Source organism: Pseudomonas sp. B1-22, from assembly GCF_050474425.1.
Taxonomy (GTDB): Bacteria; Pseudomonadota; Gammaproteobacteria; order Pseudomonadales; family Pseudomonadaceae; genus Pseudomonas.
Window position 1 is genome coordinate 901,341 of sequence record NZ_JBCHVH010000002.1, and the last position, 15,439, is coordinate 916,779.

At 66.9% G+C, this 15,439-nt stretch carries 14 protein-coding genes; 3 read left to right on the plus strand and 11 right to left on the minus strand.

The genetic code is table 11. The annotated features are described in order from the left end of the window. Positions 1-94 precede the first annotated feature (94 nt). On the plus strand, positions 95-970 hold the full coding sequence (locus tag ACQ5BL_RS10970; protein WP_243806343.1) for a helix-turn-helix domain-containing protein: 876 nt from the start codon (positions 95-97) through the stop codon (positions 968-970). Between the two features lie 535 nt (positions 971-1,505). Here the strand turns inward: ACQ5BL_RS10970 and ACQ5BL_RS10975 are convergent. The 6 genes from ACQ5BL_RS10975 to ACQ5BL_RS11000 form a co-directional block, all read right to left on the minus strand. Continuing rightward, positions 1,506-1,829 (minus strand): DUF3325 domain-containing protein, encoded by a 324-nt coding sequence (locus tag ACQ5BL_RS10975; protein ID WP_243806345.1) that lies wholly within the window; start codon positions 1,827-1,829, stop codon positions 1,506-1,508. Further along, positions 1,829-3,352 carry a PepSY-associated TM helix domain-containing protein gene (locus ACQ5BL_RS10980; RefSeq protein WP_243806347.1) on the minus strand — a complete coding sequence of 508 codons (1,524 nt, stop codon included), beginning with the start codon at positions 3,350-3,352 and terminating at the stop codon, positions 1,829-1,831. Before ACQ5BL_RS10980 ends, ACQ5BL_RS10975 begins: the two co-directional genes overlap by 1 nt. Next, the gene (locus ACQ5BL_RS10985) at positions 3,349-3,663 is read right to left on the minus strand and encodes a DUF3649 domain-containing protein (protein ID WP_243806348.1); all 315 of its coding nucleotides are present in this window, start codon (positions 3,661-3,663) and stop codon (positions 3,349-3,351) included. The genes ACQ5BL_RS10980 and ACQ5BL_RS10985 overlap by 4 nt, the downstream gene beginning before the upstream one ends. A 91-nt stretch (positions 3,664-3,754) precedes the next feature. Then, positions 3,755-4,342, minus strand: a complete 588-nt coding sequence (locus tag ACQ5BL_RS10990) for a hypothetical protein (RefSeq protein ID WP_243806350.1) — start codon at positions 4,340-4,342, stop codon at positions 3,755-3,757. A gap of 223 nt (positions 4,343-4,565) precedes the next feature. After that, complete coding sequence (locus ACQ5BL_RS10995; RefSeq protein ID WP_243806352.1) at positions 4,566-7,007, minus strand: TonB-dependent siderophore receptor; 2,442 nt, start codon at positions 7,005-7,007, stop codon at positions 4,566-4,568. Positions 7,008-7,093: 86 nt separating this feature from the next. Further along, positions 7,094-8,491, minus strand: a complete 1,398-nt coding sequence (locus tag ACQ5BL_RS11000) for a PLP-dependent aminotransferase family protein (protein ID WP_243806353.1) — start codon at positions 8,489-8,491, stop codon at positions 7,094-7,096. A gap of 137 nt (positions 8,492-8,628) precedes the next feature. Here ACQ5BL_RS11000 and ACQ5BL_RS11005 point away from each other — a divergent pair, with 137 nt between their 5' ends. Together ACQ5BL_RS11005 and ACQ5BL_RS11010 are read left to right on the plus strand one after the other, a co-directional pair. After that, a complete protein-coding gene (locus ACQ5BL_RS11005) occupies positions 8,629-9,510 on the plus strand; it encodes a DMT family transporter (protein ID WP_243434664.1) in 882 nt (293 codons plus the stop codon). Between the two features lie 445 nt (positions 9,511-9,955). Beyond that, on the plus strand, positions 9,956-11,986 hold the full coding sequence (locus ACQ5BL_RS11010; RefSeq protein ID WP_243806710.1) for a DEAD/DEAH box helicase: 2,031 nt from the start codon (positions 9,956-9,958) through the stop codon (positions 11,984-11,986). A 79-nt stretch (positions 11,987-12,065) separates the two neighbouring features. Here the strand turns inward: ACQ5BL_RS11010 and ACQ5BL_RS11015 are convergent, their stop codons facing one another. From ACQ5BL_RS11015 to ACQ5BL_RS11035, 5 genes are all read right to left on the minus strand, one after another. Beyond that, a complete protein-coding gene (locus ACQ5BL_RS11015; RefSeq protein ID WP_243806355.1) occupies positions 12,066-13,046 on the minus strand; it encodes a FecR domain-containing protein in 981 nt (326 codons plus the stop codon). Then, the gene (locus ACQ5BL_RS11020; RefSeq protein ID WP_430293123.1) at positions 13,043-13,576 is read right to left on the minus strand and encodes a sigma-70 family RNA polymerase sigma factor; all 534 of its coding nucleotides are present in this window, start codon (positions 13,574-13,576) and stop codon (positions 13,043-13,045) included. Before ACQ5BL_RS11020 ends, ACQ5BL_RS11015 begins: the two co-directional genes overlap by 4 nt. Positions 13,577-13,836: 260 nt before the next feature. Continuing rightward, positions 13,837-14,622 carry a 3-hydroxybutyrate dehydrogenase gene (locus ACQ5BL_RS11025; protein WP_243806359.1) on the minus strand — a complete coding sequence of 262 codons (786 nt, stop codon included), beginning with the start codon at positions 14,620-14,622 and terminating at the stop codon, positions 13,837-13,839. A 43-nt stretch (positions 14,623-14,665) separates the two neighbouring features. Further along, positions 14,666-15,013 carry a YceK/YidQ family lipoprotein gene (locus tag ACQ5BL_RS11030; protein WP_243806361.1) on the minus strand — a complete coding sequence of 116 codons (348 nt, stop codon included), beginning with the start codon at positions 15,011-15,013 and terminating at the stop codon, positions 14,666-14,668. A gap of 54 nt (positions 15,014-15,067) precedes the next feature. Continuing rightward, a complete protein-coding gene (locus tag ACQ5BL_RS11035) occupies positions 15,068-15,427 on the minus strand; it encodes a YceK/YidQ family lipoprotein (protein ID WP_243806363.1) in 360 nt (119 codons plus the stop codon). Positions 15,428-15,439: the final 12 nt, after the last annotated feature.

Consider the following 15,439-nt stretch of genomic DNA (forward strand, 5'->3'; position numbering starts at 1 on the left):
CGGCGCCGGCTTGCAGATTCTTGCGCTTATTGCGACAACCGGGCTGGCAACGCGCGCCCGCGCGGGTAGAGTTGGACGCAGCAGAGGAACGTCCATGACCGCCATCGAAGCACTCGAAGTCTTCCAGTCGATGAACTCGTCGCCCAACGCCCGCCTGGAGCGTTGCGCCGAGTTGGGCGACGGGCTGTCGGCGGCGATCTGGAGCAACAGCCACGACGCCCGCGACTACCACGCGCCCAGCCACCACACGCTGTCGTGCTACCTCAATGACGGCACCGGCACCTTCCGCCGTGGTGCCCCTGGCAGCAAGGGCGCGCCGGACAAGCTGTGCGTGATGCCCGCCGGCTCGGAGTCGGCCTGGATCGTCAACGGCGACATCCGCCTGGCCCACCTGTACATCGGCCAGGAACAGTTCGCCCTGGGCTGTATCCGCCTGCTGGACCGCGAGCCGCGCGAGCTGCAACTGCACGAACGCACCTTCCTCGACGACCCGCAGCAGGCGGCGCGCTTCCGCCAATTGGTGAAACTGGACTGGCAGGAGCCGGGCGAGCGCATCCGCACCAGCAGCGTGGCCCACGATCTGATCGACCACCTGCTGCTCAACCAGGTGGGACTGCGTGAAGGGCTGCGGTTGAAAGGCGGATTGGCGCCGGCGATGCGCCGGCGCGTGGCCGAATACATCGAGCAGCGCCTGGACCAGCCGTTGTCGCTGGGGGAGCTGGCGATGCAGACGGCGCTCTCGGAATACCACTTCGCGCGAATGTTCCGCGAAAGCTTCGGCATGCCGCCGCACCAGTACGTCCTGGCCCGCCGCGTGGCCCTGGCGCAGCGCCTGCTGCGCGATACCCGGCAGCCGCTGGCACAGGTGGCGCTGGCGTGCGGGTTCTCCAGTGCCAGTCATTTCGCCAATCGGTTCCGGTCGGTGATGGGTGGGACGCCGGGGGAGTATCGGGCGGCGTTCGAGGAATAGGCGGTCGGCCCTGTACCTGCCCGCGATCTCCAGGACATCAGCGCCGTAGGAGCGGACTTTGTCCGCGATGCCCTTGCTCTTCGTAGTCTCGTACAGTGTTTCTGCGCCGCTTCGGCGTGTACTGGGAGATTTTGTTTCGCCCCCTCGGGCGAGTTACTTTCTCAAACGACAGAAAGTAACCAAAGGTCTTGCCCCATCATTCGGGTCCCGCTTCGCGGGACTCCCCTCGCTCCATCGGACTTTCAGGGGCACGCGTCGACGGGCCATCCATGGCCCAACGGCGCTCTCGCGGCATCCATGCCGCTCAACCCCTGATACTCCGATTCCACTCGGCCTTCTGAAGGGGCGCTCCGGCACGCGCGGATGTTTCTCTGGAAGTCCTCAAGAGCTAAAGCCAGAGCATGGGGCCGTCCCAGTAGGAGCGGACCTTGTCCGCGAAATCCCTCGCGGATGAATTCATTTTCACAGGGGAACACCGGCGCATTGCGCCTGCGTAGGAGCGGACTCCGTCCGCGATCAGCCGATCAGGCCAGCGTCAGCCTATCACCGCCAAAACCCCGCCAATCACCGGCATCACCGCCGCCGTTGGCAACGTCCAACGCGGCCGCCAGGCCAGCAAGAGTACAAGAACCGCACCCGCGATCATCAACAGGCACGCCCAATACACGACACCTAGCTCAATCCCCATGCGGTGAATCGCAAAGGCCAACGCCAACGCACCATCCACCAGCGCGACACCCCGCAACAGAAGCACACGGACATCCGACGGCGCACTTCCGAACAGATCCCGGTGATGCCGAGCGAGCGACAGGCAGGCCGCCGCCAATGCCAGCAGGTTGAGACCAAACACCAGTAACATCAGGCGAACTCCTCGGTACGGCCACGACGCACACGCACGGGCTCGGCGCGTTCCCGGCCCAGGCGCCAGGCCAGGAAGGCGCACAGTACGCCCGTCACCAGAAAACCAAGCTCGACCCCCGCCATCAACCAGTCACCCTCGGCGATACGGGTTGTCAGTCGGCCGGGCTCGGGCCCGAACAGGCCAAGTACCGGCAGCAACAGTGCCAACGCGGCCAGCGCGCCGCACTGCTCGCGAGCCATGCCCCGCCCGCCACGGCGCCACAGCGCATGGGCCAGCGCCAGCAACCAGGCTACCACGAACGCCATCGCCTCCCAGCGCTCACGGCCAACCATCTCGGCAGGCAGCAGTCGCGACGCCGCCAACAGCGCCAGCGAGGCCAACGGCAGGCCGCCGCACACCGCGCCATTGAGTACCCGCACCACTGCTACGCCCCGGTGGCCGCGTGCCTCGCGCTTGCTCACCCAGACCTGCAGCCCACCGAAGACCATGGTGCATCCCACCAGGCCGAGGACGAAATACATCACCCGCAGCAGATGATTGCCGAACTGCGCCATGTGCAGCCCGGTCAGCCAGGCGTAGGTGTGATAGCCGGGGGTATAGGGCGGCTGCACATGCAGCAGCGCCCCGGTGCCGGAGTCGAACGACACCGTGCGCTGGTCGTTCACCATGCTGCGGTCCACCGCCCGGCGCACCTGGACCATCGCCGCGGCGTCATTGGGATGCTCGACGTTGATCCAGCCTACGGCGCTGTCGTCGCCCCAGGCCTCGCGCGCCTTGAGGATCATGCGATCGATGGACTTCGGCGGCTTGGCCGGCTTGCCCAGTTCCTCGCGCTCGAAAGCCCCCTGTACTTCATGCTCGAAGCGCTCCATGTCGTTCTTGTAGGCGGCCTGGATGCCGGCGGTCATATAGAAGGTGATGAAGATCGCCAGCCCCGTGTAGGCCATCAGCAGGTGGAACGGCAGGCCGAGTACGCCCAGCACATTGTGCGCATCGAGCCAGGCACGCTGCCTGGCAGCCTTCGGCCGCAGGGTGAAGAAGTCCTTGAAGATGCGCCGGTGCACTATCACCCCGCTGACCAGCGCCACCAGCATGAACAGGCCGGCCACGCCGACCACGTAAAGCCCGATGACGCCGCCGTGCAGTTCGTAATGCAGCTCGAAGAAGAAGTTGCCGCCGACGGTGCGCGGCAGCACCTCGCCGCTGTGCGCATCGACCAGGAAGGACTGGAACTCGCCCACGCCTTCCGGCTCCCAGCCCGCGGTCCAATAAGGCATGCGCTCGCTCGGCGGCAGCATCCAGTAACCATGGGCCCGGGGCGCGCGTTCGACGATCAGGTCGCGGACCTGGTCGGCGCCCACCTGGATCGACTCCAGCGGCTGCAGTTGCGGCAGCATCCAGCGGCTCAGTTCCTTGTCGAACACCGCCAGGGTGCCGGAGAACAGCACCACGAACAGGACCCAGCTGACCAGCAGGCCACTCCAGGTGTGCAGCCCGGACATGGATTGGCGCAGGCTCATGGGCGCACTCCGTAACCGGTGGGAAGAAAAGCCGCCAGCCCGAGCACCAGGCTCAGCGCTGCCGGCACCCAGACGGCACGCCAGGGGCTGCGAGCACCAAAGGCGTAGAGGATCGCCGCGACCCAGACGATGAAGCAGGCCAGGCTGGCCAGGGACACGCGGTCCGGACGCGGCATCGGCAGGTAGACACTGAGGAAGGCCGTGGCGCTGTAGGCCAGGGCGTAACCGCCGACCACGGCACTCAGGATGCGCGCGGTGATGGCGCCGGCCTGGGTACCACTCAACCCTTGGGAGCGCGGAGAAGCAGACATGCGGGTGAATCCTGCGAAGCCTCCCGGGCGGTTCCCTGGAGGCGTGATTGAAAAGCAGAATTATATGATATTGCTTCTCAATTAAAAGAAATCAGTCGGTATCTTTGTCAGCAGCTGTGTCGGCTATCCGCTGCACGGCATAGGCCCCGCTGACGTCCATGGCCCGCAGCAGGCGCCCCATTACCCGGTCGGCTTCGACGGTGAGTCCCGCCGGTGGATCGTGCGGCAGAATGCGTGACTGGCCGGGAAGCAGCTCCACGGCGGCGACCACATTGCCCTGCTCGAACAGGTATTCGTATATCAGCAGGTGATCCGGCCCTGGCAGGTCCTTGAAATCGGCGATCCGCCGCAGCACGTTGAGCGCACCGATCACCCACTCGCGGCTTTCGGCGAACTCCAGTACCGCCAGGGTCCAGGTCTGGGTCGCCTCGTCATAGAGGTTCCAGGCCGGCGAGCGCAGGTGCCGGCTCCAGCCGTCGACCCAGGCCTGCGCCGTGGTGCCCTGCCCCAGTTCGCACAGCTCGTGCCAGGTCATGTTTCCTCGCCAGCGTCGGTTGATATCGAGCCATTGCTCGAAGTCGTCGAAGCAGGACGCCGAGTCCGCCTCGCTGTGCAGGAAAGCCTCGAGATTCGGTCGGCTGATGGCGACCTTCAGATACAGCTGGCACGGCTGGGCCATGGAAAGTCCTCAGTTTTCTAATCGTCGTTATCACCCCGAGGTACCCGTCTCCGGGGCGCTGAAGCAATTATCCTAGAGCCTCGCAGCCGCCCGACTTATCCACTCTTTTTGCCCGTGAAGTCATCTCTTTCCGATCAACACGTACGACCGTTCAAAATCCCTACAGCCCGTCCCGCATCCACATAGCTGGAGCCGTGGCAGATCGCCATGTCGGGCTGCCTGCTTACCAGCGGTAGGTCGCGGTCCCGGTGACGATGCGACCGTTGCCGTAGATGCAGCGGGTGGCGTCGTAGCAGCCGGCGATGTACTCGCGGTCGGTGAGGTTGGTGGCGTTGACCGCGAAGCGCCAGGGGCCGGTCTCGTAGTGCACGGCGGCGTCGAGCAGGGTGTAACTGGGCACGTTCAGCGAGTTGTCCGGGGCCCCCGGGCTGCGGCCGTTGTAGCGGGCACCGGCGGCGAATCCGAGCCCCTTCAGCTCGCCGTCGCGCAATGTGTAGTCGGCCCACAGCGAGGCCAGGTTGCGCGGGGTCGGGATGCTGACCGGCGTCTTGCCGTCGCTGGCGTCATTGGCCTGGGTGATCTTCACGTCCTGGTAGGTGTAGGTCGCAACCAGGTTCAGCGCGTCGCTGAGGCTCGCCACGCCCTCCAGCTCCAGGCCACGGGAACGCACCTCGCCGGTCTGCACGTTGCTGTTGACGTGGCTCGGGTCCGGGTCGGGGGTGACCACGTCGCGCTGGGTGATCTCGAACACCGCGGCGGTCACCGAGCTGTCCGAGCCCGTGGGCTGGAACTTCACGCCTGCTTCGTACTGCCTGGCCTTGGTCGGGTCGAAGGGTTTGCCGTAGTAGTCGGCGCCGGCATTGGGCGTGAAGCCCTCGCTATAGCTGATGTAGGGCGCCAGGCCGTTGTCGGCGAGATAGACCAGTCCGACCCGGCCGCTGAAGGCTTCGTCCTTCTGACTGGCATGGCTGCTGCTCGTCGTGCTGCGGGTGTCGGTGGTGAAACTGGCCCAGTCGTAGCGGCCGCCCAGGGACAGCACCCAGTGGTCGTCGAAGTGCAGTTGGTCCTGCAGGTACAGGCCGGTCTGGCGCTGGGTCTGGTCGGTGTAGGTCCAGTCGTCCGGGGTGAAGGCGGACGGGTCCACCGGGCCGTAGGACGGGCCGCCGTAGAGGTCCAGCGGCGTGGTCAGCACGTAGGCCTGCGGGTCCTCGGTCTTCTGCCGTTGCCAGTCCAGGCCGAGCAGCAGGGTGTGGCGCAGCCAGCCGGTGTTGAAGTCAGCCTGGGCCTGGTTGTCCAGGGTCCAGCGGGTGTATTCGGGGTTCTCGATACCGGCATAGCGCAGCAGTGTGCGGTCGTCGCCACCTTCCATGCCCCAGTAGCCGGTGGTGCCGACGCCGTAGACCATGTTGTCGTTCAGATCGAGATGGGCGTAACGCAGGTTCTGGCGAACCTGCCAGACATCGCTCAGACGCGTCTCGAACTCGTAGCCGAGGCTGTATTGCTCCTTCTCGTACCTGGAGAAATGCTTGTCGCCGGTGAACAGGCTGCGGCGGATCCTGCCGTAGGGGCTGTGCTCCACCGTGCCCACCGCCGGCAGGAAATTGTCCTGGGCATTGGTGTCGTCCTTCAGGTAGCTGGCCATGACGGTCAGGCGGGTATCCTCGTCCGGTTGCCAGCTCAGCGACGGCGCCAGGGCCAGGCGCTTGTCTTCCCAGGGCGTATCGCGGATGTCGTCCTCGTGGCCGACCATCACCACGCGGTAGCTCCATACCCCGGCGTCATCCAGCGCGCCGGTGCTGTCGAGACCCAGTTGCTTGCGCGCGTCGCTGCCGTACTGCACCTGGAGTTCATGGCTGGCGATTGGGCTGGGGCGCTTCGACACCTGGTTGATCACCCCGCCCGGATCGCCCTGGCCGTAGAGCACGCCAGCCGGGCCACGCAGCACTTCGACGCGCTCCAGCATGTAAGGGTCGACCATCCAGCTGGCGAGGTTGATGGTGTTGGGCAACTGCAGGCCGTCCTGGTAGGTGGTGGGCGAAAAGCCGCGGATCACGGTGTACCAGTCCGAGCGGTTGTTGGAGCCGTAGGACGACACACCCGGCGTGTAGCGCAGCGCCTCGTTCACCGAGTGAACGGCCTGGGCCTCCATGCGCTCGCGGGTCACCACGGAGATGGACTGCGGCGTCTCGTGGATTGGCGTGTCAGTCTTGGTCGCGGTGAGGCTGCGTTTGGCGACATAACCGCGCACCGGGCCGCTGGGGTCTTCCTCGGCCTCGCCGGTAATGGTCTGTGCGTTCATTTCCAGCGCGCCTTCGATGGCACTGCGCTGTAGACGGTAGCTGCCGTCGGCGCTGATTTCAGCGGACAGGCCGCTGCCCGACAGCAGCACGGCGAAGCCGGTGTCCACCGGATAGTCGCCGGCCAGCCCCTGGCTGCCGAGGCCACGGGTCAGCGTCGGATCGAAGCTCAGCAGCACGCCGGCCTGACGCGCGTAGGCATTCAACGCGTCTTCCAGACTGCCGGCGGGCACGCTGAAGTGCTGCGCGGAGGACGCGGCCAGGACGGAAGAGCAAGGCAGCAGCGGCAGGCTGGCGGCCAGGCCGAGCGCGGCGATACGCAGGGCATGAGACAGCGGACGCTGGCGCGCGGTGGGGACGGCGGGCATGGAATTTCCTTGTGCAGATCAAGCGGGACTGCACAGAGGCCGAACGACGAAGGAAAACTTGCAGACCGTTCTGAAAATATTTTCTGTCAGCGTCCCCGCGCCCGCTCCATGGCTTTTTCCAACCCTTCGAATACCCGTGGCGACAGGCACTGGGCGACGTTGAAGCGCAGGAAGCCGGTGGCGCTCTGGCTGAGGCTGAAGACGTTGCCCGGCGCCAACACCAGGTTGTCCGCCAGCGCCGCACGGGACACCTCGGCGGCATCCAGCCCGCCCGGCAGGCTGGCCCAGATGAACACGCCGCCGCGCGGCTCCAGCCAGGGCTGGATATCCAGCGCGCGCAGGCGCTGCAGCGTCTCGCCCATGGCGTCGGCGAGGCGTGCGCGCAGGCTGTCCAGATGCCGGCGGTAGCTGCCCTTGCGCAGCAACTCATGGAGCATTTCCGCGCTGAACGGGCTGTTGCCGAAGCTGGTGGCCAGCTTCAGGTCCACCAGGCGCTCGCACCACTCCGGCTTGGTGGCGATGTAGCCGCAGCGCACCGAGGCCGACAGCGTCTTGGAGAAGCTGCCGACCTGGATCACCCGCTCCAGCCCGTCGAAGGCCGACAGGCGCGGCGCGCTCTCGTGTTCGAAGTCGCCGAAGATGTCGTCCTCGACGATCAGCAGGTCATGGGCCTCGGCCAGCTTCAGCAGGCGATGGGCAACCAGGGGCGAGAGCACCGCGCCGGTGGGGTTATGGAAGGCAGAGTTGGTGATGTACAGGCGCGGGCGGTGCTGCTCCAGCAGGGTCGCCATGGCGGCCACGTCCGGCCCGGTCGGCGTGTAGGGCACGCCGACCACCTGCACGCGGTGGGCACGCAGCAGGGCCTGGAAGTTGAAGTAGCCGGGGTCGTCCACCAGCACGCAATCGCCCGGCTCCAGCAGGAAGCGGCAGACCAGGTCGATGGCCTGGGTGCCGTTGTCGGTGAGCACCACCTGCTGCGGGCCGACCGGCACGCCGTAGTCGGCCAGGCGCCGCGCCAGTTGTTCGCGCAGGCCGGAATGGCCGTAGGGGCGGCCGTACTCCAGCAGGCTTGATTGCGGCGCCCGGGCGATCTGTCGCAGCGCGCGGCGCAGCTCGTCTTCCGGCAACCAGGACGGCGGCAGCCAGCCGCAGCCAGGCTTGAGCGAGGTGTCGGCGGCTTCCAGCGACTGACGGGATATCCACAGGGGATCGATGCTGCGATCGAGCGCCGGGCTGATCTCCGCCAGCGACAGGGGCGGCGCATGGCCGCTGACATAGAAGCCGGAGCCGCGCCGGGCGGCGATCACGCCATCGGCAGCGAGGCGGTCATAGGCCTCGACCACCGTGGTCTTGGACACCTCCAACTGTTCGGCCAACTGGCGGATCGACGGCAGCCGCTCCCCCGGCACCAGCGCCCTTGCGGCCAGGCGCTCGCGCACATGGTGCATCACCGAATCGACCCGCGTGCTCTTTGGCCTGCCCATGCTGCCCTCACCTGCCCAGGATAATGTGTACCGGGATAATTTACGGACAGTTTGCGAAAATTGTACCTTTCTGTCACTGGCCGCTCGGCGGGTCCCGGCGCATCCTCGATGCTCGCTCTCCTGCTGGATGGACCATCATGAACAACACTCTCGCCATGAACCGCAATCTCGGCGGCTGGCTCAGCGGCTTCCTCGGCGTCCTCATCTTCAGCGGCTCGCTGCCGGCCACGCGGGTGGCGGTGGCCGACTTCGACCCGACCTTCCTCACCCTCGCCCGCGCCAGCATCGCCGGCCTGCTGGCGGCGGCGATCCTGATCCTGCTGCGGCAGAAGCTGCCGGCGCGCAAGGACCTGATCCCCCTGCTGGTGGTCGCCGGCGGCGTGGTAGTCGGCTTCCCGCTGCTCACCGCCCTGGCGCTCAAGCACGTCAACTCGGCCCACGCCATCGTCTTCGTCGGCCTGCTACCGCTGGCCACCGCGCTGTTCGGCGTGATGCGCGCCGGCGAACAGCCACGCCCGGCGTTCTGGGTGTGCTCGCTGCTGGGCAGCGCCGTGGTGGCCGGCTTCGCGCTATCGCAGAGCGGCGCGGGCAATCTGACCGGCGACCTGCTGATGCTCGCCGCCATTGCCGTCTGTGGTCTGGGCTACGCCGAAGGCGGGCGCATCGCCCGGCACCTGGGCAGTTGGCAGGTGATCTGCTGGGTGCTGGTGCTGTCCCTGCCGCTGATGCTGCCGCTGGCCTGGTACACCCAGCCGGAAACCTTCAGCGGCGCCAGCTGGCCGGCCTGGCTGAGCCTGGGCTACGTGTCGCTGTTCAGCATGCTGATCGGCTTCTTCTTCTGGTACCACGGCCTGGCCACCGGCGGCATCGCCGCGGTCGGCCAGCTGCAATTGCTGCAGCCGTTCTTCGGCCTGGCACTGGCCGGCCTGCTGCTGCACGAGCAGATCAGTCCGCTGATGGCCGGCGCCACCGTCGCCGTGGTGCTGTGCGTCGCCGGAGCCAAACGCTTCGCCCGCTGACTGACCGTTGGTTTCCTTCCGCGTCACGCCTGAGATAAATCGCGGTATCATCGGGCGTTTGCGTACTCGGCTGGATCGCCGGAAGGAAACTCGGATGAAGCCACCCGCCGAATCTCCACTGCCTGCCGTGGAGCGCGACGAATTCGCGCCACGGCCACGCCTGACCCTGGGCAGCCACGTGCACAGCGGGTTCGATCTGCGCAGCGGGCGCATGCAGAACATCTCCCGGCACCGCGCCGCGCTGGCCTTCCTGTATGACGACATGCCGGTCTCCGGCAGCGTCACCCCGCGCTCGGGCCGCGAGATCCGGGTATTCCGCGATGACCGGATCGTGCGCGTCAGCCGCCAGCTGGAGCTGGAACAGGCCTGGCGCCTGGACCTGCGCGAACTGGGCTTCAAGCCGGCGATGCGGCGCAGCGATGCGCTGGAGGACAGTGCCGGCGAAATGTTCGAGCTGCCCGACGACAGCGCCTGGCAGGCGTTCATGCGCGAAGGCCTGCCGCAGCTGCGCGAGCAGGGCTGGGAAATCGATGTGCGCCCGGAGTTCGTCTTCGACATTTCGCCGGTGGAAGACTGGTACGCGGAGATCGAGGAAACCGAGGACCGCCAATGGTTCGATCTGGAGCTGGGCATCCAGGTGGACGGCCGTCGCATCAGCCTGCTGCCGTCGCTGATCGAACTGATCCGACGCATGCCGGCGCTGCTCGACCCGGTCGCCCTCGCCCGCCACGCCGACGACGAACAACTGGTGCTACGCCTGGATGCCGGGCGCACGCCGATCCACACTTGGCAGACCGCCTCGGACCGCCCACTGCGGGTATCGCTGCCGTTCGGCAAGCTCAAGCCGATGCTCGGCACGTTGTCGGAGTTCTATATCGGCGACCTGCCTCCGGTGCGCCGCCTGCGCATGGGCGCGGCCGACGCCTCGCGCCTCTCCGAACTGGAAGAACTGCCACTGGCCTGGGAAGGCGGCGAGCAGCTGCGCGAAATCGCCCACCGCCTGCGCGACTACCGCGCGCGCCCGGCAGCGATTCCCGAGGGCCTCAACGCCGAGCTGCGCGCCTACCAGCACGAAGGCCTGAGCTGGATGCAGACCCTGCGCGAAGTCGGCGCCAGCGGCATCCTCGCCGACGACATGGGCCTGGGCAAGACGCTGCAGTCGCTCGCCCACATCCTGCTGGAGAAACAGGCCGGGCGCCTGACCAGCCCAGCATTAGTAATCATGCCCACCAGCCTGATCCCCAACTGGCTGGACGAGGCCGAGCGCTTCACCCCCGACCTGCGCGTGCTCGCCCTGCACGGCGCCGGCCGGCGCAAGGCGTTCGCCAGGATCGCCGAGCACGACCTGATCCTCACCACCTACGCCCTGCTGCCGCGCGATGCGGAGAAGCTCGCGCAGCACGAGTACCACCTGCTGATCCTCGACGAGGCGCAGAACATCAAGAACGCCGGCACCAAGGCGGCCCAGGCCGCGCGCCACCTGCAGGCGCGCAACCGCCTGTGCCTGACCGGCACTCCGCTGGAGAATCACCTGGGCGAGCTGTGGTCGCTGTTCCACTTTCTGCTGCCCGGCTGGCTGGGCGATGCCCGGCAGTTCGCCATCGACTACCGCACCCCCATCGAGCGCCACGGCGACCAGGGCCGCCTGAGCCACCTGGCCGCGCGCATCCGTCCCTTCCTGCTGCGCCGCACCAAGGAACAGGTAGCTTCGGAGCTGCCGCCCAAGAGCGAATTCATCCAGCACATCGAACTCAGCGAGGCACAGCGCGACCTCTACGAAACCGTGCGCCTGGCGCTCGACCGCAAGGTGCGCGACGAGATCGCCCGCCGCGGTCTGGCACGCAGCCGCATCATCATCCTCGAGGCGCTGCTGAAGCTGCGCCAGGTGTGCTGCGACATCCGCCTGGTGAACAAGGAGGCTCCGCCGCCCACCGGCAAATCCGCGCGCGCGGTGACCTCAGGCAAGCTGGTGTACCTGCTGGACATGCTCGAAGAGCTGCTCGCCGAAGGCCGCCGCGTACTGGTGTTCTCGCAGTTCACCTCGATGCTCGCGCTGATCGGCGAGGCGCTGGCCGAGCGCAACCTGGAATACGCCCTGCTCACTGGCGACACCCGCGACCGCCGCGCGCCGGTGAAGGACTTCCAGGAAGGCCGCGTGCCGCTGTTCCTGATCAGCCTGAAGGCCGGCGGTGTAGGCCTGAACCTGACCGCCGCCGACACCGTGATCCACTACGACCCCTGGTGGAACCCGGCCGCCGAGAACCAGGCCAGCGACCGCGCCTACCGCATCGGCCAGGACAAGCCGGTGTTCGTCTACAAGCTGATCGCCCGTGGCACGGTGGAAGAGAAGATCCAGCTGCTGCAACGCGACAAGGCGGCGTTGGCCGCCGGCATCCTCGAAGGCACCGGCTCCGACTGGCAGCTCGACGACGCCGATATCGACGCGCTGTTCGCGCCCTTGCCCAAGGCGGTCTGAACCTGCAGGAGCGGGCCATGCCCGCGATTCGCGCCCATGGGGCGCTCCTACAGGAACAGCGCCCCCGGAATCCAAGGACTCAAGCCAACGGCACCAGCGTCACCCACCAGCGCGTCCGATACTGCGCCCGTACCGGCAGGCTACGTTGCAGGGCGGCGATGGCCTGCTCCGGCTGGTCCAGCGGGAACACACCGGAGATCGCCAGGTTCGCCACCTCCGGATCGCAGCGCAGCACGCCGGGGCGGTAGCGCGCCAACTCCGCGCACAGGCGGCCGAGCGTCCACTGTCGTGCCACCAGATAGCCGTCGCTCCAGGCCAGCGAATCGGCATCCAGCGCCGTCTCGCCATACAGCCCCGTGCGGTCGAAGCGCACCTGGCGGCCGGCAACTATCACCTCGGCTGGCTCATCGCGCAGTGCCGGCGTGACAGCCACCGCGCCCTCCTGCACGGACAGCCGCGCATCGCTGCCATCCAGGCGCACGGCGAAGCGTGTACCCAGCGCCTGCAGACGGCCCAGCGGCGTGTCCACCCAGAAGGTGCGGCGTGCACTGTCCGGAGCGGTCTGCACCAGCATCTCGCCGCTGTACAGGCGCACCCGGCGCTGCTGTGGGTCGTAGACGATATCCACAGCGCTGTCCGTATTGAGCTGCAACCAGCCGCCATCGGGCAGCGCAATGCGCCGGCGCTCGCCGACCGAGGTGCGCTGCTGTGCCAGCCAGGATGAATCGCGCAGGCCGAAGCTGCCGCTGCCCACCACCGCCGCGCTGCCGGCAAGCAGCAGCAGGCTCTTCAAGGCCCGCCGCCGCGCCGGATCGACCGCCGCGCGACGCAGCGAGCGGCTGGCCACGGCCGGTGCCACGCCACCCAGGCGCCCGTCGAAAAATTCCAGGCGCTGCCAGGCCTGCTCATGGGCCGGATCGGACGCCCGCCAGCGCTGGCAGGCAGCGACCTCGTCGGCGGCAGCCAGCCCGGAGGCCAGGCGCACGCGCCAGCCGATGGCCTGCTCCACCACCGCATGCTCCAGGCGCGACGCGGCATCGAGGGTGCCGCTGCGGTTCATGGATAGAGCGCCTGGTAGCAATGACCGAAGGCCTGGGTCATGTACTGCTGCACCGAACTCAGGGAAACGCCCAGGCGCTCGGCGATCTGTGGATAAGTCAGGCCGTCCAGCTGCGACAGCAGGAATGCGCTGCGCACCACCGGCCGCAGGCCATCGAGCAGGCGGTCGATTTCCATCAGGGTCTCCAGCACCATCGCCCGCTCCTCGGCGGACGGCGCTTCGGCCTCGGGGTGCTGCGCCAGGCTGTCGAGCCAGGCGCGCTCCAGGCTCTGGCGGCGGAAGTGATCGACCATCAGCCCACGGGCGACGGTGGCGAGGAAGGCACGGGGCTCATGCAGGCCCTTGAGTTCGCTGCGACCGAGCAGGCGGACGAAGGTGTCCTGCGCCAGGTCCGCCGCCTGGTGGCGGCACTCCAGGCGGCGATAGAGCCAGCCGAGTAGCCAGGAGTGATGACCGGCATAGAGCTCGCCGACCTGTGAATGCTGTGTGGCTGACGTCACGGGAGCCCCCTGCGCGCGAACGTCCTGCATCGAGGCTCGGGTGAAACAGAACCTCAAATGCGAAAACTTATCATTTGCGCAAAGATGCCATGGACGGGCCTTCACGGCAAGGGCCGTAGGCAAGGTGCAGGCGACGGTGCGGGGGAATTCTGTTCGCGAGCAAGGGCTAGGCGCCTCCTCGGCCCTACGATGCACTTCCTGTAGGAGCGAGCTTGCTCGCGAACCGCATCTCACAGGCTTGATCGCGGACGGAGTCCGCTCCTACGAAAAGCGCAACTTGCGGGAATCGCTCAGCGCATCCCCCAGCCATGGCTGACCAGCACCGACTGCCCGGTGAGCGCCGCCGACGGGAAGCTGGCGAGGAACAGCACGGTCTGCGCCACATCCTCAACGGTGGTGAACTCGCCGTCCACGGTGCCGCCGAGCATGACCTTCTTCACCACCTCGTCCTCGCTGATGCCCAGCTCCTTCGCCTGCTCGGGAATCTGCTTCTCCACCAGCGGCGTACGCACGAAGCCGGGGCAGACCACATGGGAACGCACGCCGTGCGGCCCGCCCTCCTTCGCCAATGTGCGCGCCAGGCCGAGCAGTCCGTGCTTGGCGGTGACGTAGGCGGACTTCAGTGGCGAGGCCTCGTGGGAGTGCACCGAGCCCATGTAGATCACCACGCCACCGCGCTTGGCCGGATACATGTGGCGCAGCGCGGCGCGGGTGCTAAGGAAGGCGCCGTCGAGGTGGATGGCGAGCATCTTCTTCCAGTCGGCGAAGGCGAAGTCCTGCAAGGGATTGACGATCTGGATGCCGGCGTTGGAAACGAGGATGTCGATGCTGCCGAAGGTGGCGACGACACGGTCGATACCACTGCCCACCGCCTGCTCGTCGGTGACATCCATCGCTACCGCCAGGGCCTTGCCGCCAGCGTTTTCGATCTGATCCACCACGCGCTGGGCAGCGTCCTGCTGCAGGTCGGCGATGGTTACTGCTGCACCGGCCTGGGCCAGGGTCAGGGCAATCTGCTTGCCAATGCCGCTGGCGGCGCCGGTGACTACTGCGACCTTGCCGTTCAATGGGTTCATCACAGCGTTCCTCGAATGATCCGAAACACTCACTCTAGACGGGCTACTCTCGGAGCATCTGAATACTGCCGTCCTGATTCTGGCGGTACAGCGTGTACGGCAGCACCAGGGTATCGGCCACCGCGGACAAGCCCATATCGATGACGGGCGCCGGATACTCCATCAGGCCGAAACGATAGAGCGGCCCACCACGCTCATGACCATTGCCGCTCAACACGCAGATGTTGTAGACCACGCCACCGTAAACCCGAGGCAGCGTGTCGCCGCAGGCAGTTCCCTTGAGTTCCAGATCATCGACCTTGGCGACATTGTCGCTGGACAGCGTCCGGACCGACCCGCACCCCGCAATGCTCGCTGCGATCAGCAGCGCGACCATCAAGCGAACGATCATGGTTCAACTCCCTGTCAACGAATGACCGCCCGCGTTGGGCGGCGGATGCATCACTCAATCCTTACGCAGTTCGATACTGCCATCGCGGTTCTGGCGATAGACGGTATAGGGCAAGGCCAGGGTATCGACGACACCGGATAAAGCCATGTCCAGCATGGGCAGGACCTGCGGGCCGATAGTCGCGTTGGCCGGCGTATCCGGCGTCTTGCTCGGCGTATCAGTCGGCGGCTCGCCGTACAGTTGGCAGGCATCCCAGACCACGCCGCCGTACACCCGCGGAATGGCCCCGCAATAGGTACCCTTGAGCCGCAGATCGCTGGCATTGACCACATCGTCGCTGCGCAGCGTGTGGTAGGACCCGCAGCCACTGAGCAGACTCGCCAGCAGCAGTGGCCAGGTCAGGCACGGCTTCATATCGAAACTCCT

Coding starts and splice junctions, on each gene's coding strand:
- ACQ5BL_RS10970 (WP_243806343.1), top strand. CDS start 95: ATGACCGCCATCGAAGCACTCGAAGTCTTCCAGTCGATGAACTCGTCG.
- ACQ5BL_RS10975 (WP_243806345.1), bottom strand. CDS start 1,829: ATGTTACTGGTGTTTGGTCTCAACCTGCTGGCATTGGCGGCGGCCTGC.
- ACQ5BL_RS10980 (WP_243806347.1), bottom strand. CDS start 3,352: ATGAGCCTGCGCCAATCCATGTCCGGGCTGCACACCTGGAGTGGCCTG.
- ACQ5BL_RS10985 (WP_243806348.1), bottom strand. CDS start 3,663: ATGTCTGCTTCTCCGCGCTCCCAAGGGTTGAGTGGTACCCAGGCCGGC.
- ACQ5BL_RS10990 (WP_243806350.1), bottom strand. CDS start 4,342: ATGGCCCAGCCGTGCCAGCTGTATCTGAAGGTCGCCATCAGCCGACCG.
- ACQ5BL_RS10995 (WP_243806352.1), bottom strand. CDS start 7,007: ATGCCCGCCGTCCCCACCGCGCGCCAGCGTCCGCTGTCTCATGCCCTG.
- ACQ5BL_RS11000 (WP_243806353.1), bottom strand. CDS start 8,491: ATGGGCAGGCCAAAGAGCACGCGGGTCGATTCGGTGATGCACCATGTG.
- ACQ5BL_RS11005 (WP_243434664.1), top strand. CDS start 8,629: ATGAACAACACTCTCGCCATGAACCGCAATCTCGGCGGCTGGCTCAGC.
- ACQ5BL_RS11010 (WP_243806710.1), top strand. CDS start 9,956: ATGTTCGAGCTGCCCGACGACAGCGCCTGGCAGGCGTTCATGCGCGAA.
- ACQ5BL_RS11015 (WP_243806355.1), bottom strand. CDS start 13,046: ATGAACCGCAGCGGCACCCTCGATGCCGCGTCGCGCCTGGAGCATGCG.
- ACQ5BL_RS11020 (WP_430293123.1), bottom strand. CDS start 13,576: ATGCAGGACGTTCGCGCGCAGGGGGCTCCCGTGACGTCAGCCACACAG.
- ACQ5BL_RS11025 (WP_243806359.1), bottom strand. CDS start 14,622: ATGAACCCATTGAACGGCAAGGTCGCAGTAGTCACCGGCGCCGCCAGC.
- ACQ5BL_RS11030 (WP_243806361.1), bottom strand. CDS start 15,013: ATGATCGTTCGCTTGATGGTCGCGCTGCTGATCGCAGCGAGCATTGCG.
- ACQ5BL_RS11035 (WP_243806363.1), bottom strand. CDS start 15,427: ATGAAGCCGTGCCTGACCTGGCCACTGCTGCTGGCGAGTCTGCTCAGT.